This is a genomic window from Candidatus Limnocylindrales bacterium (assembly GCA_035559535.1).
Classification (GTDB): Bacteria; Moduliflexota; Moduliflexia; order Moduliflexales; family JAUQPW01; genus JAUQPW01.
Map to the genome: position 1 here is coordinate 1 of DATMBG010000008.1, position 22456 is coordinate 22456.

Consider the following 22456-nt stretch of genomic DNA (forward strand, 5'->3'; position numbering starts at 1 on the left):
GTAGGGGCGGGAGGCCTCCCGCCCCTACGGAGAGGGGGCACTGGAGGGCCAGGGGGGATGGGGGTGAGGAGAGTTGGGGAGTGAAAGCAGCCTTATGAGGTCAAAATTAAGGTAACAGTGTACTACTCCCTTGTAAAGTTAGATTTGAATAACGTATCCGTATCCATTTCTTACGAAAATCACCCTACGATTTTCACGCTTTGTGGCGATCCAATAGGTCATGATCGTTTAGTAGGTGGAAAAAGAAACACCCTCCCTGGCCCCCCCTCCAGGGGGGACTGACGTGGGGTTGCTGCTGCTGAAGTCCCCCCTGGAGGGACAGGGCTGTTAAGTTCTAGAGTATTTCGAGAATTTTTTGATATTTTTGATAAGATGAGTTCCAGAGAAACGCCCTAGATTCGTGCCCACCAAAAGTGATTTATCAATACTTTTCAAAAGTCCCATTCCTTCTCTCCCCGCATGCGGGAAGGGAGAGAAGGAGGGGCTGGGTGGGGCCAGGAGAGGAGGTTAGGTGAAAAACCCCTCTATTCTTTATACCCTATACTTATCTCCCACACTTCCACACCGATTTGATATTACCCACCTTTTTTCCATCTTTAAAATCAAAGGGGATCTCGGTTTGCTCAAAAAATGCTATCCCATCCGGTAGGGATGAAGAAAGTACAGGATTTACCTGATCTCAAATACAGAATCTGCTGGATTGATTCTGCCGTTAATAAAAAATACCTTCAAAGATGATCTACAAATCGGGCCGTTGGATAGAAGCTCTCCAGATAGAGGGGGAAATCTATGATAAAACTCAAAACATTTATCTTTGCAATGGCAGTTATAGCAGGCATTATGATCTCTCATCATACCGCCCTGGCCGCCACTTTCACGGTCGATTCCACAGGAGATGGAGGGGATAGTAATTTAACCGATGGGATTTGTAACGATGGAACCGGGAAGTGTACCCTACGTGCAGCCATTCAGCAAGCCAACAGTACGTTGGCCACAGATACCATTCAATTCAACATCCCCGGTATAGGTATCCAAACCATCACGCCTGGATCGGCCCTGCCTACGATCACCAATCCGGTCATCCTGGATGGAACCACACAACCTGGTTTTATAACCACCCCTCTGATTGAATTAGATGGAAGCAATGCCGGGCCAGGAGTGGATGGATTACGGATTACTGCTGGAAATAGTACTGTAAAGGGGTTGATCATCAACCGATTTGGAGGGAACGGAATTACACTGGCCTTCAACGGTGGTAACACCATTACGGGCAATTTTATCGGAGTCAATGCTACCGGTGTTCTCGCCATGGGTAACGCCAAAGATGGAATCTTCATCAATGGAGTTTCCAATAACACCATCGGTGGAACCACGCTGGTCACGGGTAACCTCATTTCAGGTAACAATTCAGACGGCATCGAGATCTCCGGCAATGGTGCAACTAACAATATCGTACAGGGTAACTTCATCGGTACCGATCTTACCGGTGCCCTGGACCTGGGTAATTTGCAAAATGGAATATTTATCAACGGCGCTTCCAACAACACCCTGGGTGGGACAACCTCCGGAACCGGTAACCTTATTTCAGGTAATAACTCCCACGGCATTGAGATCTCCGGCAGTGGCGCAACAGGAAACCGGGTCCAGGGTAATTTTATCGGTACCAACAGCACCGGTACCGTTGCCTTGGGTAACAGTGGTAATGGGATTCTTATTTCCGGAGTAGCCAATAATATCATTGGTGGGTCTACGTCAGGATCCGGTAACGTACTTTCCGGTAACAACTTGAATGGAATTCAAATTTCGGGCACCGGCGCAACCGGCAATCAAGTTCAAGGTAACTTCATCGGCACCCATATCAATGGTAGCCTCGCATTGGGTAATAACGCCAATGGCATTCTCATTTCCAATGCCTCCAATAACACCATCGGTGGGACAACCCTTGGGGCCGGTAATATCATCTCAGGTAACAATTCAGATGGTATTGAAATCTCGGGTACCGGCGCGACTAATAATCAAGTCCAGGGTAACTTCATCGGTACCGACATCAGCGGCCTTATTATCCTGAGTAATACCGGTAATGGAGTCCTGATCTCCAATGCTTTTAATAATACCATCGGTGGAACTGCAGCAGGAGCCGGTAACCTCATCTCGGGTAATAACGCAACAGGTATTACCATCTCCGGTAATAGCGCAACGGGTAATCAGGTTCAGGGTAACCTGATCGGGACCAACCTGGGAGGTAGTAGTGCCCTGGGTAATGCCAGTGAGGGGATACTGATCTCCAGTGCCTCTAATAATACTATCGGTGGAACAACTTCAGCCGCCCGCAATATTATCTCCGGTAATACCAGTCATGGAATTACCCTCTCGGGTAGCGGAACCAGTGGGAATTTGATCCAGGGTAACTTCATCGGTACCGATAGTAACGGCACCAACCGCTTAGGAAACTCTCAAACTGGAGTATTTATCAATGGGGTCTCCAATAACGTTATCGGAGGAACTGCTACCGGAGCAGGAAACGTTATTTCGGGTAATAACTCGGATGGTATAAGAATCCTCAGTACCAATGCAACGGGAAATCTGATTCGAGGAAACCTTATCGGAGTCAATGTGAACGGTACTGTGGCTTTAAGTAATGGGGGTAATGGGATCTTTATTAATAATGCCCCCGGTAATACTGTTGGCGGAACAACGTCTGGAGCCCGTAATGTTATTTCGGGTAATAACTCGGATGGGATTGAGATTTCAGGTACTGGTGCCACCGGGAATCTCATCCAAGGCAATTATATCGGTACCGATATCAACGGTACCGCCGCTCTGGCCAATATCGGTAACGGGGTATTCATCAACGGGGCATCCAGCAACACCGTGGGAGGTACAGTCACCGGGTCCCGTAATGTTATTTCGGGTAATAACTCGGATGGGATTGAGATTTCAGGTACCGGTGCCACCGGGAATCTCATCCAAGGCAATTATATCGGTCTTACCTCCGCCGGCACTGCTACGTTGGGTAATGCGGGTCACGGCGTGCTCCTTAACGACGTAGCCAATAATACCGTGGGTGGATTGACGGTCGGCGAACGTAACATTATCTCGGGTAATGCTCTGACCGGTATTGCCATCTCGGGTACCGGAGCTACCGGGAACTTAATCCAGGGTAATTTCATCGGTACGGACTCCACGGGTACTATCGCTTTGGGTAATACCAGCCATGGTGTGGTCCTGGCTTCATCGGCAAGCAACAACACCATAGGCGGTACGGCGAACGGAGCAGGTAATGTCATTGCCTTTAACGGGAGTGATGGAATATTCGCCAATTCAGGTACCGGTAATCTCTTCTCGCGCAATTCTATCTTCTCCAACACCGATTTAGGAATAGATTTGGGAAGTAATGGAGTCACTCTCAACGATGCTGGTGATGGAGATACAGGGGCCAACAATCTTCAGAATTTTCCCGTCCTAACTTCGGCCAACTCCGGAGGAGGGGGAACGACCGTCCAGGGAACCTTTAACAGTATGGCCAATACCAACTTTGTCCTGGAGTTCTTTTCTAACAGTACCTGTAACGCTTCTGGCAATGGGGAAGGAGCAACATTCCTTGGCTCGACCACCGTAATAACCGATTCTGCCGGTAATGCAAATATCAATATTACTTCCACAACGGTAGTTCCTACAGGTCAGTTTATCACCGCAACGGCTACAGATCCCAATAACAACACCTCCGAGTTCTCTAACTGTATTCAGGTTAATCGGGCAGATCTTTCGGTCATCAAAACGGACTCCCCAGACCCTACCACTGTAAATGCAACCCTGACCTATACGATTCGAGTAACCAACAATGGCCCCTCCCAGGCTACCAACGTAACCTTGACCGATACCCTTCCATCCAGTGTGACTTTTGTCTCCTCTTTACCCGGCTCACCAACCTGTACCCCATCGGGTAGTACTGTTACCTGTAATCTCGGAACCCTCAACAGTGGAGCAATCTCTACCGTTACCATCCTCGTTATACCCACCTCGGCAGGAACCATTACCAACACCGTCAGTGTTACAGGGGGTGGGATTGATCCTAATCCGGCTAACAATACAGAAACGGAATCTACTACGGTTACATCGGCCGATCTGGCCATTACCAAGTCAGATTCCCCAGATCCGGTCCTGATAGGAAGCAACCTGACCTATACCCTGACTGTGACCAACAACGGTCCTTTCCAGGCGACAGGGGTAGTGGTGACCGACACGTTACCTGCCAGTGTCATCCTGGTTTCGGCGCCAGGCTGTACCCAGGCCGGTAGTACGGTTACCTGTAACCTCGGATCTATCAACAGCGGTTCCAGTGCCAGCGTCACCATTGTAGTCCAACCTACTACCGTGGGAACGATCAGTAATACTGCCAGTGTGACCAGTAATACCTTTGATCCTACACCAGCTAATAATACCACAACGGCTCAGCTTACGACGGTTAACCCGGTCGTAGATCTGGCCCTTACCAAGACGGATTCTCCAGATCCGGCTACAACAACGGCAGATCTGACTTATACCCTGACAGTTAACAACAATGGCCCTTCTCCGGCTACGGGAGTAACCCTGACCGATACCCTCCCTTCGGGAGTGATCTTTCGCTCGGTCTCTCCTACCCAGGGGAGTTGTAGCGGGACGAGTACCATTACTTGTAATCTCGGAACGATTAGTAACGGTGGCAGTGCAACCGTTACCATCGTCGTCACCCCCAACACCACCACTACCCTGGTTAATACGGCCAGTGTAACCGCCAATGAAACAGACTCCAATACAGCCAACAACACCGCTACCCAATCCACTGCAATCGTAATAATCGGGTTATCCGTTATTCAATCGGATTCACCGGATCCAGTAGCCGTGGGAACGGACGTGACTTATACCATCCGGGTAATCAATAATAGTAATTCCCAGGCTACCCAGGTAGTACTTACAGATACGCTGACCGGTAACTTTTCCTTCGTCTCGGCTACATCCACTCAAGGAACTTGCAGTGGAACCACCACCATCACCTGCAATATAGGAACTATGAATAAAGGAGTGGTTACCATAACGGTCAAGGTCAACCCCACGGCAGTAGGTACTATTACCAGTACGGCCACGGTAACCAGTAATCCACCTGATTCCAATCTGGCCGATAATACGGCTGTGGAGACTACCACGGTGACAGTTACCGATCTGGCAATTACCCAATCCGATTCTCCAGATCCTGTGACCGTAGGTGCTAACCTGACCTATACCCTGGTGGCTACCAACAATGGTCCTTCCCTGGCTACCGGAGTGATTGTAACCGATACCCTTCCGGTCAGTGTGACCTATGTTTCTGCAAACAGTACGCAGGGAACTTGTAGTAAGGGAAGTGGTACCGTCACCTGCTCCCTGGGTAACCTGGCTAATGGAGCCAGCGCTACGATTAATATAGTGGTGACCCCTATAACGGTGGGAATCATCAACAATACCGTACAGATAGCCGGCAATGAAGCCGATTCCAATCTGAGTAACAATACAAGTTTGCAAAGCACAACCATCACGGCAGCCGATCTTTCTGTTACTCAGACCGATTCTCCGGATCCTATAAAGGTTGGGAATAACCTGACCTATACCCTTCAAGTAACCAATAACGGTCCTTCTTCCGCTGCCAATGTGACTTTAACGGATACCCTTCCGGTCAATGTGACTTTTGTTTCGGTTACACCTAATCAGGGGAGTTGCAGCGTCACAACAACCGTAACCTGTAATTTAGGCACTTTGACAACCGGAGCCAGTGCAACCGTTAGCCTTATCGTCCAGCCTACCGGGGCAGGAGCGATTACCAACAGCGCCAGTGTGTCAAGTAGTCAGTTTGACCCGAATACAACCAATAATACTTCCAGTCAAGGTACTACCGTTGATCCCACTGCAGATTTGTCGGTCACCCAACTGGACATACCAGATCCGGTAACCGTCGGAGCCAACCTGACTTATCTCCTTACGGTTACCAACCAGGGTCCTTCCCAGGCCACGGGTGTGACTTTGACAGATATGCTCCCGCCCAACATCACCTTTGTTTCAGTCACCACAAGCCAGGGGAACTGTAGCCTGACCATTGGCGTTAATTGTACCTTAAATACTTTGGCCGTTGGGGCTACCGCTACCGTTACCATCCTCGTCAAACCCCCAACGGCAGGAACTATAACCAATACGGTTACCGTGGCAAGCCTCGTATTTGATCCTGTTTTGACTAACAATACAAATTCACAAAATACCGAGGTTACCGCTGCTAACCTGACAATTACAAGTAGCGATTCACCAGACCCTGTAACGATCGGAGCCGGTCTGACTTATACCCTTCAAGTAACCAACAACGGTCCTTCAGCAGCCACCGGAGTAACCTTAACCGATATCCTTCCTGTCGGCGTAACTCTTGTTTCAGCCACTCCTGATCAAGGGAGTTGTACAGGTGTAACGCCGGTAAGTTGTGCTCTGGGAACCCTTAACAATGGAGCCACAGCAACCGTAACCCTCGTGATGAATGCCCCCACAGCTACAGGAACCATTACAAATACGGCGACCGTAGCAAGCAATGAATTTGACCCGAACTTATCTGATAACACGACCTCTCAAGATACTACGGTTAATCCCGCAGCCGATCTCATGGTTACTCAATCTGATTCGCCGGATCCGGTAGCTGTGGGGAATAATGTTACTTATACCATTACCGTCACCAATAACGGCCCTTCTGTGGCTACAGGAGTAACCCTGACAGACACACTTCCGGCCGGAGTCCTCTTTGTCTCGGCTACGTTAAGCTCAGGAAATTGTAACGGAACCGGCCCGGTTATCTGTTCTTTGGGTACTTTAGCTAAAGGGGCAAGTATTACCATAGCCCTTGTCGTTAAATCTACCACAACAGGATCTATCAGTAATACAGTCCGTATTACAGGGAATGAAACCGATCCCAATACGGCCAATAATAGCCAGATAACCAGTACTTTAGTTACCCTGGCAACCGATCTTGCCATTACTCAGGCCGATTCCCCAGATCCGGTCCTGGTAGGAACCAATCTGAGTTATACCATAACTGTCATCAACAACGGTCCTTCGGCGGCTACAGGGGTAACTTTAACCGACACCTTACCTTCCGGTATGACCTTTATTTCTGCTACCCCCAGTCAGGGAACCTGTACAGGAACAAGCCCGGTAACCTGTACTCTGGGTATTTTACCCGTCAGCGCCACAGCTACCGTTATTCTTGTCGGGAAGCCTACCACCACAGGATCCCTTGTTCATACCGTAAGTGTAGCCAATCTGGCAACCAATGAAACAGACCCGAACCTGGCCAATAATACGGCCACTGAGAATACAACGGTTAATCCGGCAGCCGATCTGGCTGTCTCTCAATTAGATTCTCCGGATCCGGTAACAATTGGGAATAATATCACCTATACCATAACCGTTACCAATAACGGTCTCTCAACTGCGACGGGAGTAACTCTCCAGGATACTCTACCTGCCGGAGCCACTTTTGTTTCCATTACACCCGGTCAAGGGAGTTGTAGTGGAACAGGTACGATAAATTGTTCTCTGGGTACTTTAGCCAGTGGGACTAATACCCTTATTACTCTTGTGGTTAAGCCGACCCTAGCAGGAACCCTGAATAATAAGGTCAGTGTAACGGCCAATGAATCCGATCCTGATATGAGTAACAATACCGGAACAGCCGACACAACCGTCAATCCGGCGGCTGACCTGTCGATCCGTATAACAGACTCGCCAGATCCGGTGGGGGTTGGAATAAACTTAACCTATACCCTGACCATTACCAACAATGGCCCTTCATCGGCCACGGGCATAACTCTAGTCGACACATTACCCGCCGGAGTGATCTTCATTTCGATAACACCCAGTCAGGGAAATTGTAATGGAACGAGTACCCTGACCTGTAACCTGGGAACTTTAAATAGTGGTGCCGGAGCCACGGTGGTCTTGATCGTTAAACCTCAGGTGTTGGGAATCCTCAGCCACGCCGGTAGTGTGACAGGTAACGAGTTCGATCCCAACACGGTGAATAATATAGCCACCCAAACCACCACCGTAACAGCCTTCATTGTTAATTCTACTTTAGATCCTGGAAATGGGGTCTGTGATGCGACAGAGTGCACTTTGCGGGAAGCCATTAATACAGCTAACGCTACCGCCGGAACCGATGTGATTCTATTCAACCTCCCCGGGGCAGGCCCCTATACGATTCAGCTTATCTCGGCGTTACCCGATATCGCCGACCCCATCTGGATCGATGGTACCAGCCAGCCTGGCTTTACAGGTACTCCCCTCATCGAACTGAATGGAAGTAGTGCGGGGATCGGAGCCAATGGATTAAAAATTACTGCCGGAAATAGTATTGTCAAAGGACTTATCATCAATCGATTCGCCGGAAATGGAATTCTTATCACAACCGGCGGGGGTAATCTCATCCAGGGTAATTTTATTGGTACTGACGTCTCCGGTACCACCGCCCTGGGTAATGGGGGTACCGGTATATTCATCAATCTGGCATCCAATAATTTAATCGGGGGGACTACCCCGGGGTCGGGTAATGTCATTTCGGGTAACGGTTCTGCGGGTATTCAGATCTTCGGTGGAAGTGCAACGGGGAATCGGATTCAGGGTAACTTTGTCGGTACTAACTTTAACGGTACCGTTGCCTTAGGGAATGCCTTTGATGGGATATTCCTTGTCAATGCCCCGGGCAATACCCTCGGAGGTACCACCCCAGGAGCCCGTAATATCATCTCGGGCAATAAGTTAAACGGAATTGAAATCCTGGGGACCGGAGCAACCGGAAATTGGGTGCAGGGTAATTTCATTGGAACCCAAGCAGACGGTATCGGTCCGTTAGGAAATACCTTATACGGTGTGCTTATAAATACTTCGGCAAGTAATAATACCATCGGTGGGACAGCTCCGGGTGCAGGCAATATTATTGCTTTTAATGGAAGTGATGGAATATTTATAGATTCTGGCATCGGGAATGCTCTTTTTCTCAATTCTATCTTTTCTAATTCGGGTCTTGGGATTGATCTGGGCCTCAAGGGCATAACTTCCAACGATTCCGGAGATGGAGACTCAGGAGCCAACAATCTTCAGAATTTCCCTCTGTTAACCTCAGCTGTTTCCAGTGGTGGCAGTACAACCGTTCAAGGAACTTTGAATAGCACACCTAACACCCGTTTTAGAGTTGAATTCTACTTTAGCAATACCTGTGATCCTTCGGGAAATGGTGAAGGTACCGATATTCTCGGTGTAACGACCCTAACAACGGATGGAAGTGGTAATGCATCTGTGAATGTTACCTTTCCGGTTTTAATTCCGGCAGGTCAGGTGGTAACGGCCACGGTAACAGACTCCAACAATAACACCTCCGAGTTCTCTCCCTGTGTTACGGTAACCCTGACTCCACCTCCAACACCGACTCCAACAGCCACACCGACGGCTACCCCGACCCCTGTCCCGACCCCGGTTATTACTTCTATAATCTGGGGGATTTCGGGGGATGTTCCCATACCCAGAGATTACAACGGAGATAATAAGGCAGATATCACCGTATGGAGACCCGGTGCAGGGGATTGGTTCATTATGCTGGATCCTCCCATTATTCAACCTTGGGGGGTAAAAGGGGATAAACTGGTACCGGGTGATTATGATGGAGATGGAAAGACGGATATAGCAGTCTTTCGACCTTCTATCGGAACCTGGTTTGCCTTGAAATCTTCGGGAGGGGTTTTCGTACAAAAGTTCGGGTCGTCTTCAGATATTCCGGCTCCTGAGGACTATGACGGAGATGGCGTTACAGATCTGGCCGTCTTTAGACCCTTTCTGGGTACCTGGGGAATTAAGCTCTCCAGCAATCCAGGAAATCTGAAACCGATCCGCTGGGGATTATCCGGAGATATACCCGTACCGGCCGATTATGATGGGGATAAAAAGGCAGATGTAGCCGTATGGAGACCCGCGGAAGGGAACTGGTATATCAGTTTTTCAACAGGAGGTTCTACAATCCTACAGCTCGGTTTACCGGGTGATATACCCGTACCGGCCGATTATGATGGAGATGGGAAAGCGGATCTGGCCGTCTGGAGGCCCGGTGATGGAATGTGGCACATTACTTTTTCCTCAACCGGTTTGTTTAGCTCCACACAGTGGGGTTTATTGGGTGATATACCCGTACCGGCCGATTATGATGGAGATGGGAAAGCGGATCTGGCCGTTTGGAGACCCGGCGACGGAACCTGGAATATCATCTTTGAGAAATAAAATCATGCGGCATTCTGAGTCTGGTAGAGAAGTGGTTAAAGTCCTCATCGTGGACAATCATGCATTCTTTAGAAGAACTTTGAGAAGTTATCTTGAGGAAATTAAAGGCTTCGAAGTTATGGAGGAAGCAGAGGAGGGCGAGGATGTTTTTAAGCTTATGGAGAAACTGAGTCCCCACCTTATCCTGATGGATGTTTTTCTTTCAGGAAACCGTAACAGTTTCAAAATCTGTAAGCTTCTTAAACAGAGAAACCCGGCTTTAAAGATTATTCTCTACTCCTTATATGATCTTGAAATACAAGAGGGAAATAACCTGGGGATTGATGGCTTTTTAGTCAAAGATGCGCTCTTTGATGGACTTTTGCCCTTAGTAAGGGAATTTTTCCAAAATCAGAAAAGGAAAGTAATCTACCATTAAAAACTGGTACCCGGCTGGATAGGGGTGGACGGCTCCAACGGGTAGCAGGGCCTACAAAAACAATCCGACAGGCTATCTCCTAAGCTTGTCGAAGAAAACTATCATGATGATGAACTCAAAAAAGCGAAGAAATTACCTGATCGGTTTTGTGTTGGGGCTTATGGTAAGTTGTCCGTTGTCCACCGGAGCAGACAATGAGCAACGAACCGGGGGTCATACACCTGCCTATCTGGCACTCAGTAACCTGCCTTTAAGCTTTGAAGTCAATCAGGGTCAGAGTGATGCGCAAGTAAAATTTCTGTCCCGTGGCAGCGGTTATAGTCTGTTTTTGACGGCCAACGAAGCCGTACTGGTTCTAAATCCTATAACCGATATTCAAAATAGAGGGGATCCCTCTGGTGCCTCAGTAAAGGATAACAGACGAAGAACAACCGACCATCCCTATGTTTTACGCATGCACCTGGTCGGTGCCAATCCCTCTCCTCAGGTGATGGGACTGGATGAGCTACCCGGTAAAAGTCATTATCTGACAGGTAATGATCCGCAAAAGTGGCACATCCAGATTCCTACTTTTGCCCGGGTCAAATATGGGGAGATATACCCCGGCATAGACCTGATTTACTACGGTAACCAACAGCAATTGGAGTATGATTTCGTTATTGCTCCCGGTGCAGACCCCGGAAAGATCCGGCTGGCTTTCACAGGTGCAGATGACATCCAGGTAAGTCCGGAAGGGGATCTTGTTCTGGCCCTTGCCGATGAAACTATCCGTTTACATAAACCTCATATTTACCAGGAGATCGACGGAATCCAACAGAAGATCCCGGGTCGTTATGTACGTCTCGAACCTTCTTCACAGCCCCCGGAAGAAGACCCCCCGACCACGGACTGCAAATCACAAACCACGTTTAGCTTTGAAATAGCTGCCTATGATCCCGGCAGACCCCTCATTATCGATCCTGTGTTGAGTTATTTTACAACCCTTACCGGTAGCAAGAATAATGTTGGTAACGGGATTGCTGTAGATGCTGCGGGAGGTATCTATGTGACCGGTTATACGGTATCAACGGATTTTTCGGTTGGGGCAACAGGGGGACAACCTTTACAGTCCTCTTCTGGAGGAGGTTCCTCAGATGCTTTCGTAGCCAAGTTAAATGTTGCGGGAACGGCCATTGTTTATGCTACATATCTGGGGGGTAATGGAACAGATATCGGTAATAGTATTGCGGTAGACACGTTCGGCAACGCTTATATAACAGGATCTACTACCTCAACCAACTTTCCGGTAACTACCGGAGCCCTGGATACGAATTGCGGTACGGATGGTAATTGTAATAGTGTAGGAGCCCTTAGTTTTCTGGATGCCTTTGTAGCTAAATTGAATCCTACCGGCACCGGTCTGATCTATGCCACCTATTTGGGCGGAAGTGGCGATGATGAAGGTTTTGGAATTGCCGTAAATACCTCCGGTAATGCCTATGTAACCGGGCGAACGAAATCGCTGGACTTTACGACAGTAAATGCACTTCAAGCCAATAACGGTGGAATTCAAGATGCCTTTATTGCGAAGCTCAATACGGCAGGAAGTACTTTGGTTTATAGTACTTACTTCGGAGGGAGTGGGAGTGATGCGGGTTTCGGTATTGCTCTGGATTCCTCCGAAAATGTTTACTTAACCGGAGAAACCGAGTCACTCAACTTTCCAACCCTGAATCCCTTCCAATCAGCCTTAGGTGGTTTACCCCTTATTAGCAAGGATGCCTTTGTGGCAAAATTAAACGGAAGTGGCAATACACTGCTGTATTCTACCTACCTGGGGGGCAGTGACACCGATAAAGGTTTGGGAATCGCAGTAGATAACTCCGGCAAGATTTATGTAACCGGCATTACCTCTTCGATGAACTTCCCGGTAGCCAATCCCTTTCAAGCTTCTTATCAGGGTTCTCAAGATGCCTTTGTAGCCAAACTGGATCCCTCTCAATCTGGAGGAGCCTCCCTGGTTTATTCGACTTACCTGGGGGGTACTGCCACAGATGAAGGTTTTGCCATTGCCGTGGATGCCATCGGTAATGCCTACATAACTGGAGATACCGGGTCTAATAATTTCCCCCTTGCCATTCCCTTTCAGCCTACCATCAGTGGTGGCTTTGATGCCTTCTTAACAAAGTTGAGCGCTACCGGTACGACCCTTCTTTATTCTACCTTTATAGGTAGAAATAGTAACGATCGTGGTCTGGGTGTTGCCGTGGATACTTCTGGTAATGCTTATGTGGCAGGAAGCCTGGGTAGCGATGTTTTAATCGTCAAAGCGACTCCCTCCATTGATCTGGCGGTTATCAAAACCGATGATCCAGATCCTGTGCTGGCCGGACAGAGTCTTACCTATACCGTAACCGTTACCAATAAGGGTCCTGATGTGGCAACAGGGGTTACCCTGACCGATACCTTGCCGGGGAATGTGATCCTTATCTCGGCTACTCCCAGCCAGGGAACTTCCTGTACCCTGATAGGGGTTCAGGTTATTTGTAATCTGGGAACTTTAAATGCCGGGGCTAGCGCTACGGTTACCCTGGAAGTCACGGCACCTGCTGTAGCCACCACCCTGACCAATACGGTCACCGTCACAGGAATAGAACCGGATTCCAATGGGACTAATAATACAACCAGTCAAACTACAACTGTCAATCCTGCGGCAGATCTGTCCATTACCAAAACCGATAATCCCGACCCTGTTTTAACCGGGCAAACCCTCACCTATACCCTTACCGTCCTCAACCAGGGACCGTCCGGAGCTACCAATGTAACCGTCACAGATACCTTACCGGGGAATGTGACCTTTGTTTCGGCTACGCCCAGTCAAGGTACCGGCTGTACCCAGGAAAGTGGTAAAGTAACCTGTGGATTAGGTGCAATAGCCAGTGGAAATACGGCTACCTTAACGATTCTGCTCATTCCCCAGGCCGGGGGATCTCTCACCAACACGGCTACCGTAACAGCAACCGAAGCCGATCCTGATGGAAATAATAATAAGGTTACCCAAGACACGACCGTTACTCCTGTGGCCAATCTTTCTATAACCCAATCAGATACACCAGATCCTGTACTGGCGGGTCAAAAATTGACCTATCTCCTTACCGTTGGTAATGGAGGCCCGGATCCGGCGACAGGGGTCACAGTGGTGGATACCTTACCGGGAAGTGTTACTTTTATCTCGACTACCCCTACCCAGGGTTCATGTGGTAACACAGGGAGTACGGTTACCTGTAATTTAGGAACACTGGCTAAGGGGGCCACCGCAACGGTTACGATCCTGGTAACGGCTCCGTTAACCGCCATGAACCTTACCAATACCGCTACCGTAACTGGAAATGAGATCGATTCCAACGGTACCAACAATACGGTGGCCGAGAGTACAACAGTCAATCCGGCAGCGGATCTTTCTATCACCCAGACGGATACTCCGGATCCCTTGTTTGCAGGTCAAAATTTAACCTATCTTCTCCAGGTAACCAATAACGGTCCGTCCGGTGCGACGGGGGTTACCGTGACCGATACCCTTCCAGGCGGTGTAAGCTTCCTTTCGGTAACTCCCAGTCAGGGAAGTTGTAGCGGGACAGGGGTCCTGACCTGTAATCTGGGAACGTTGGTCAATGGAGTTACGGCGACCATCACGATATCGGTAACGGTACCACTAACAGCCGGAACCCTTACCAATACGGCTACGGTCACAGGGAGTCCCGCAGACCCCAACAGTGCCAATAATACCTCTGCAGAGACTACTTCTGTTAATGCAGCCGATCTTTCTCTGAAGAAAGTAGGTTCTCCAAATCCTGTCTTTGCAGGAGAAAATTTAACCTATCTCCTCACCGTAACCAACAACGGGCCTTCGACGGCCACAGGGATAACCCTGTCCGATACCTTACCGTTGGGAGTTACTTTTGTTTCTGCGAATGCCGGTCAGGGAACCGGTTGTACCTTGACCGGTGGTAAGGTTAATTGCAGTCTTGGTAGCCTGACCCGTGGATCTACGGCTACAGTTACCCTTCTTGTGGCAGCCCCTCTGGTAGCGGGGACCCTTACGAATACGGCTACCGTAACTGCAAACGAGCCTGATTTAACCAACTCCAATAACACGGCTACCATAACCACCACCGTCAGTCCACCCCCTACCCCGACTCCCACGCCGACCCCTACCCCCACGGCTACGCCGACTCCTACCCCCGCTCCCACGCTGACCCCTACCCCCCTGCCTACTCCCAACATCACATCGATACCCTGGGGTATTCAGGGGGATATTCCGATCCCAGGAGATTATAACGGAGATAAGAAGGCAGATCCTACAGTATGGAGACCTGGCGAGGGGGATTGGTTTATTTTGCTGGATCCGACCATTGTCCAGCCCTGGGGTATCCAGGGAGATAAGCTGGTACCGGGTGAATACGACGGGGATGGAAAAGAAGATATTGCAGTTTTTCGACCTTCCACGGGAACCTGGTTTATCTTAGGATCTTCGAGTGGACCTTTGGTCCGCACATTTGGAACCCGCAGCGATATACCGGTACCTGCCGATTATGATGGAGATGGAATTACAGATTTGGCCATTTTCAGACCTTCCTTAGGGATTTGGGTTATAAGCCCCTCCAGCAGTCCGGGAGGTCCGGTACCTGTTCCACAACCGAGCAACCTGATTCAGATACCCTGGGGAATAGCGGGAGACACACCGGTACCTGCCGATTATGATGGAGATGGAAAAGCCGATGTGGCGGTATGGAGAGCCACTGATGGGAATTGGTACCTTAATTTCTCAAGTGGCGGGTTCGATACGGTAACTTTAGGCTTACCCACCCTGTCGGGAGACACACCGGTACCTGCCGATTATGATGGAGATGGAAAGACCGATATAGCCATCTGGCGACCGGGTAATGGAACCTGGTACTTTACTCTCTCCTCAACAGGTTTACTTAATTCCAGGTCGTGGGGCTTATTCGGTGATATTCCTGTACCAGCCGATTACGATGGGGATGGAAGAGCCGATCTGGCCGTGTGGCGACCGGTTGATGGGACCTGGAATATTGTCTTCGATAAAACGGGAACTCCACCCCTCACCCCAACTCCGACCCCAACCCCTAACCCCTCAACTCCTGAACCCCTGATAACCTTCTGGGGCATTCAGGGGGATATTCCGGTCCCGGGAGATTACAATGGGGATAAGAAGGATGATCTGGCCGTATGGAGGCCTGGAGAAGGAAGCTGGTTTATCCTGTTAGATCCCCCTATTATTCAGCCCTGGGGTACAAAGGGGGATAAGTTGGTTCCGGGAGATTATGATGGAGATGGAAAAGAAGATATTGCAGTTTTTCGACCTTCCGTTGGAGCCTGGATCATTTTAGGCTCTTCCAGCGGACCTTTAATACGTGTCTTTGGAACCTCCACAGATACCCCTGTACCGGCCGATTATGATGGGGATAAAATAACAGATCTGGCTATTTTTAGACCATCCCTGGGGGTGTGGATGATAAATCTGTCCGGCAACCCGGGAGGTTCCGGATCGGGAAACCTCCTTCAGGTAGTCTGGGGGATGGCAGGAGATATCCCGGTACCTGGGGATTATGATGGGGATGGCAAGGAGGATGTGGCCGTATGGCGACCCGGGGATGGGAATTGGTATATCAATTTTTCAAGTGGGGGTTTCACCATATTTCCCTTGGGCTTACCGGTTCTACCGGATGATATCCCGGTACCTGCTGACTATGATGGGGACGGAAAAACTGATATAGCTATCTGGCGACCCGGGGATGGGACCTGGCATATTACTTTTTCCTCGACGGGTTTATTTGGTACCAAACAATGGGGTTTGTTTAACGATGTTCCCGTACCCGCCGATTATAACGGCGATGGAAAGGCCGATCTGGCCGTATGGCGACCCAGTGATGGAAGCTGGAACATTACCTTTGACAAGTAAAACAGAAGTCCGTTGCTCGTTGTTCGTTGTCTTTTATTCTTTATCCTAACAACGAACAATGAATAAGCGACCGATGACAATGGTCCGATGAACATGAGATTGAAAAAATATCAATGGATTACCTGGACAGGTGTAGTGATGGTTGTCGGAGTATTTCTATTACTTCCCAGGTCAACACTTGCCGGCAATACCTTCTTCTTTAGCAACTCTACCCTGGATTTTGGGAGTGTTACCATAGGTCAGACTGCTTTTCTGACTTTAACCATTGCCAATATGCCGGCTTCGAAAACAGACGTAGATGAGATCAACGGAAGCGTCTTTGCCATACCCAGTGGGGGAACCTGTAGCTCGGCGAACAGTACGGTCTTTTCAACTGCTGCTTTTTCTATCATCAGCGGCGGTGGTGCCTTTAATTTAGGCCCTGGACAAAAGAAGGATATTAAATTTGGTTTCGCTCCTTCGGCAGCCATCACCTATTCTGATACGGTATGCCTGACGGCCAATCTGGTTCATATCGATTCCAGTGGAAACAAAACGATAACTCCTTTCATAGGATCTCCCTATGCCATCCCCATTAACGGAAAAGGGGTATCGGCCAGGATTAATATGGAAGTAAGTTTAACTTCCATAAGTTTTGGAGATGTGGTGGTAGGTCAGGCGGCCACCCAGACCCTTACCATTACCAATTTATCCAATTCGACGGATTCTTTAGATGGGACGGTGGGAAATCTCTCAAGCCCATTTTTTGTAGTCAGTGGGGGAGGTTCATTCAGTCTGTCGCCAGGCCAGTCCAGACAGGTCAGGATCAGTTTTTCTCCCGTGGCGTTAATCACCTCTACCACAACTTTATCTATTACCCATAATGCAACGAGTTCAAACTGCAGTACGCCCGGGACGTGTAACATATCCTTAACGGGAACAGGGGTAGAGACGATCAACTTATCCATAAGCCCTTTATCGATAAATTTCGGTAACATTCTTGTAGGTCAGGCCTCTAATCAAAGCATTACAATCACCAATGATTCGAATTCCACAGGTATTTTAGAAGGGTCGGTGGCTGCACCTCTTGCTCCTTTTTCTGTAGTGAACGGAGGAGGTACATTTAGTCTACCCCCCGGTGCCTCCAAGACCATCACAGTAAGGTACGCTCCAACGGCCGTTTCGATAGTTCCGGATCAGACTACCCTTCTCATAACCCATAATGCCTCAAATTCAAACTGTGGTACTCCGTCTCCTTGTGGGATAAGCTTGATAGGGAATGGTGTAGAGTTAATCAAGTTATCTATCAACCCTACTCCTGTGGATTTCGGTAATGTTGCCGTAGGACAAACTGCCAGGCAGACTCTGACCATTACCAATTCGTCTACCTCCCCGACTTTGTTAGAAGGGAGCATTGGGACCCTTACAGGCCCGTTTTCTGTAGTCAGCGGGGGTGGCTCCTTCAGCTTATCCTCGGGCCAGTCGCGATCTGTCATCATCAGCTTTTCTCCTACCTCTTCGGGGACAACTTTTACCGATACCCTGGTCATTACCCATAATGCGACCACTCAAACCAGCCCTACCACTGTAACGGTAACCGGAACAGGAATAGAAGCCATTAACTTATCGGTAAGTCCTTCACCGGTAAACTTCGGTAATGTTGCCGTAAATCAATTTTCTGATCAAACTTTTACCCTCACCAACAACGCAAACTCGACCACAACCCTGGAAGGGGAGGTTGATGTAACCAGTCTCTCAGGTCCGTTCTCCGTAGTGAGTGGAGGGGGTTCCTTCAGCCTTTTACCTGGTAAATCTAAGACGGTTACCGTAAGATTTGCTCCGACGGCTCCGGGTACGGTTTCTGGAACCTTAAAAATTACCCATAATGCCACCAATCAGGGTAGTCCAACGAGTGTGTTATTAACGGGAATGGGGACCTCTATCATTAATGTAGCTTTAGTACCCACGTCCATAAGTTTTGATAATGTTCTGGTAGGTCAATCCGCCCGACAAACCCTTACCCTCACCAATTTATCCTCCTCATTGGGCATTCTGGAGGGGACGGTAGGGACCCTGTCCGCTCCTTTTATCCTTATCAGTGGGGGCGGCTCTTTCAGTTTAGCACCAGGTCAATCCCGGTTCATTATCCTTAGTTTTTCCCCAACTTCGGCCGGAAACTTTTCAGATACGTTGGTTATTACCCACAATGCCACCAATCAATCAGGTCCCACCAATGTGCCGTTAAGCGGAACCGGAGTACCGGTTATTGATATAACTGTAAGTCCCTCTCCGATAAATTTCGGCAGTATCCTGGCAGGTCAATCGGCTACCCAAACCATTACCATTACCAATGCACCTACTTCTACAAATACCTTGACGGGAAGTGTGGCGAGTCTCTCGGCTCCATTTTCAGTGGTTAGTGGAGGAAATTCATTTAGTCTTGCACCTGGAAAATCCCGAACGGTTATCGTGAGCTTTACCCCTACGACAACCGGGTCTTTTTCGGATACCCTGACGATCACCCACAATGCCACCAATCAGACCAGTCCTATTAACCTACCGATAACCGGAACCGGGGAAGTTTCTGTGATCAATATGGATGTAACTCCGAGTCTTGTAGATTTTGGTGGAGTGATTGTCGGTAAATCCGTCACTCAAACCCTTGTTATTACCAATGTATCCTCCTCGACCACTACCTTAGAGGGAAGTGTAGACAGTTTATCAGGTTCGTTTTCTCTGGTCAGTGGGGGAGGAACGTTTAGCTTAGCTCCTGGGAAATCCAAATCCGTCATTGTTAGTTTCTCTCCGACTTCTACAGGGAATTTCTCTCAATCACTTTCTATTACCCACAATGCCACCAACCAGGTAAGTCCTACCTTCGTACCCTTAAATGGAACCGGGCTTCCGGCAATTAATCTGACCGTCAGTCCTTCGTCTGTGGATTTTGGCAATATCCTTGTAGGTCAATCTGCTAACCAAACCATTACGATTACCAATCAGTCCAGTTCCACCGGAACTTTAGAGGGGAGTATTGGAAATGTCGTAGGTCCATTCTCGGTCGTCAGTGGGGGAGGTACTTTTAGCCTGGCCCCTGGAAAATCCAGGTCGGTTGTAGTAGGTTTTTCTCCTGTCTTTTCCGGGACTTTTTCTCAAACCCTGGCTTTTACCCACAATGCCACCAATCAGAGTAGTCCTACCAATGTGACCTTAACAGGGACGGGAATTCTATCTACTATCAATATAGATGTGAGTGCAAATCTTTTAGATTTTAGTAATGTTCAGGTGGGCCGATCGGCCACTCAAACCCTTGTCATTACCAACTTATCTTCCTCGACGGATATTTTAGAAGGGAGCATTGAGAGCTTATCCGGTCCGTTCTTTGTAGTTTCGGGAGGAGGTACGTTTAGTTTATCGCCTGGTAAATCCAGGTCGGTGGTTATAGGTTTCTCTCCGACGTCCGAAGGAGTCTTTTCCCAAACCCTCGATATTACCCATAATGCGACCAATCAGCCGAGTCCCATGAGTATCTCCTTAAAGGGAAACGGAACTCCAACTATTAATCTTTCCATCAGTCCTGCATCGCTGGCATTTGGTAATTTAACGGTGAATGATCTCGCCAATCAGACCCTGACCATCGCCAATCTCCCTACTTCCTCCAATACTCTGGAGGGGAGTGTTGGTAATCTGTCGGGTCCGTTTTCTGTGGTCAGTGGAGGGGGAGTATTTAGTTTAGCTCCCGGGAAATCGAAAACTCTGGTCATAAGTTTTTCTCCAACTTCTGCAGGCTCCTTCTCACAAACCTTGCCCATCACCCATAATGCAACCAATCAACCGAGTCCTACCGGTGTTGTAGTCAGTGGTACCGGCGTATCTGCCGTGATCAATATCAACATTGAAGTAGTTCCAAATCCGGTAAGCTTTGGGAGTATTCCAATAGGAGACGCATCGCGACAGACCATCACCATTACCAACCAGGCCAATTCCACAGGGAATTTGGAGGGGAGTGTAAGTACGCTGTCACCTCCTTTTTCAATAGTTAGTGGAATCGGTCCGTTCACTTTACCACCCGGACGATCCCAAACCGTTTTGGTAGGGTTTTCTCCAACTTCGGAAGGGGTTGCCACCCAAACCTTAACCATTACCCATAATGCCACCAACACTTCCAGTCCTGTGGAGGTTTTGTTAACGGGAACCGGTGTCCCTCAGGTTAATATCTCGGTAAATCCCACTCCGGTGAACTTCGGTGAGGTTATTGTAGGCAAAGCCGATACCCAAACGTTTGTAATTACAAACAATAATAATTCAACCGGTACCTTAACAGGGACGGTAGGTGACTTATCGGATCCCTTTTCCATCGTCAGTGGGGGAGGCGCATTCAGTCTAGCACCCCAGCAATCGAGAACCGTCATTGTTCGTTTTACTCCCAGCTCGATAGGGTCCTTTTCCCAAACCTTAACCATTACCCATAATGCCACGAATACTCCCAGTCCTATCCAGTTCCCGGTGAATGGAACAGGGTCCCTGACCATTAATCTCTCCATCAGCTCTACTTCAGTGGGTTTTGGCAATATTGCCGTGGGTAAGTCCTCGGTTCAAACTATTACCATTACCAACGATTTGAGTTCAACAGCCCTGTTAATTGGGAGTGTCGGGAATCCTACTGGTCCCTTTTCTGTAACTAAAGGGGGAGGACCCTTTAGCCTGGAGCCGGGGAAATCTTTATCGGTAGTGGTGGGCTTTTCTCCCTCCTTTGCCGGTATATTTTCTGGAGTTTTACCCATTACCCATAATGCAACCAATCAAAGTACCCCCCTGAATGTGTTGCTTACAGGAGCAACACCTATCGGCTGGGGGATTGGTAAAGATATTCCGGTGCCGCGGGATTATGATGGCGACAAGAAAGCAGATATTGCCGTTTGGCGACCCAGCGAGGGAAACTGGTACATTTTAGCCAGCAGTAATCCTATTCCCTTTGTTCCGGCCTGGGGATTACCTGGAGATAAACCTGTACCGGCCGATTACGATGGGGATGGAAAAGCGGATCTGGCCGTTTTTCGACCTTCCACAGGAACGTGGTTGATTTTGAACTCTTCGGGGGGAATTGTCATCGAGAATTTCGGAGCTTCTAATGATACCCCCGTTCCGGGAGATTACGATGGGGATGGAAAAGCGGATATCGCCGTCTTTAGACCTACGTTGGGGGAGTGGGATATCAAGCCTTCGGGAGGTGGAACCATGCTTCAGGTCTTATGGGGATTGAGGGGAGATACGCCGGTGCCTGGAGACTATGATGGAGATAAAATAACCGATCTGGCCGTCTGGCGACCTACAGAAGGGGTCTGGTACATCGCTTTTTCAAGCGGTGGTAGCCTTGCAGCACCCTGGGGGTTGCCAGGTGATACGCCGGTACCCGGAGATTACAACGGAGATGGAAAAACAGATCTGGCCATATGGAGATCTAAGGATGGAACCTGGAACCTCGCCTTGTCGGATGGAACCGTTAATACCACGTTATGGGGCTTACCCGGTGATATTCCCGTTCCGGCAGATTATAATGGGGACGGAAGGATTGATTTGGCAGTATGGAGACCGAAAGAAGGGAACTGGTACGTTCTCTTTTAAACAAAGCCTGTTCTGAACCCCCACGCTCCTATCCCTTTAAGGGTATTTTTTCGGCCTTAACTCCTCCCGCTTTCCCTTCCTTCGAGGGAAGAAGAGAGTGGGGATCCAGGTGATCCCGAAGTTCCCCTTCTCGGCATAGGAAGGGAGCGAGGGGATTAGGT

The 22456-nt window shown here is 48.9% G+C and carries 4 protein-coding genes; all 4 read left to right on the forward strand.

Annotated features, from left to right (window positions below; translation table 11 throughout):
* Positions 1 to 840: 840 nt before the first annotated feature.
* The 4 genes from VNM22_02195 to VNM22_02210 all read left to right on the forward strand — a co-directional run bounded on the left by VNM22_02195 (position 841) and on the right by VNM22_02210 (position 22295).
* A complete protein-coding gene (locus VNM22_02195; protein ID HWP45948.1) occupies positions 841 to 10314 on the forward strand; it encodes an FG-GAP-like repeat-containing protein in 9474 nt (3157 codons plus the stop codon).
* Positions 10304 to 10732: a response regulator gene (locus VNM22_02200; protein ID HWP45949.1), complete on the forward strand. Its 429-nt coding sequence runs from the start codon at positions 10304 to 10306 to the stop codon at positions 10730 to 10732. The genes VNM22_02195 and VNM22_02200 overlap by 11 nt, the downstream gene beginning before the upstream one ends.
* Positions 10733 to 10835: 103 nt before the next feature.
* Positions 10836 to 16694, forward strand: a complete 5859-nt coding sequence (locus VNM22_02205) for an SBBP repeat-containing protein (protein ID HWP45950.1) — start codon at positions 10836 to 10838, stop codon at positions 16692 to 16694.
* 99 nt (positions 16695 to 16793) lie between these two features.
* Positions 16794 to 22295 (forward strand): choice-of-anchor D domain-containing protein, encoded by a 5502-nt coding sequence (locus VNM22_02210; protein ID HWP45951.1) that lies wholly within the window; start codon positions 16794 to 16796, stop codon positions 22293 to 22295.
* Positions 22296 to 22456: the final 161 nt, after the last annotated feature.

What these genes read in the sequence shown, in the direction of transcription:
- VNM22_02195 (HWP45948.1), top strand. Translation starts at nt 841, where the DNA reads ATGATCTCTCATCATACCGCCCTGGCCGCCACTTTCACGGTCGATTCC.
- VNM22_02205 (HWP45950.1), top strand. Translation starts at nt 10,836, where the DNA reads ATGATGATGAACTCAAAAAAGCGAAGAAATTACCTGATCGGTTTTGTG.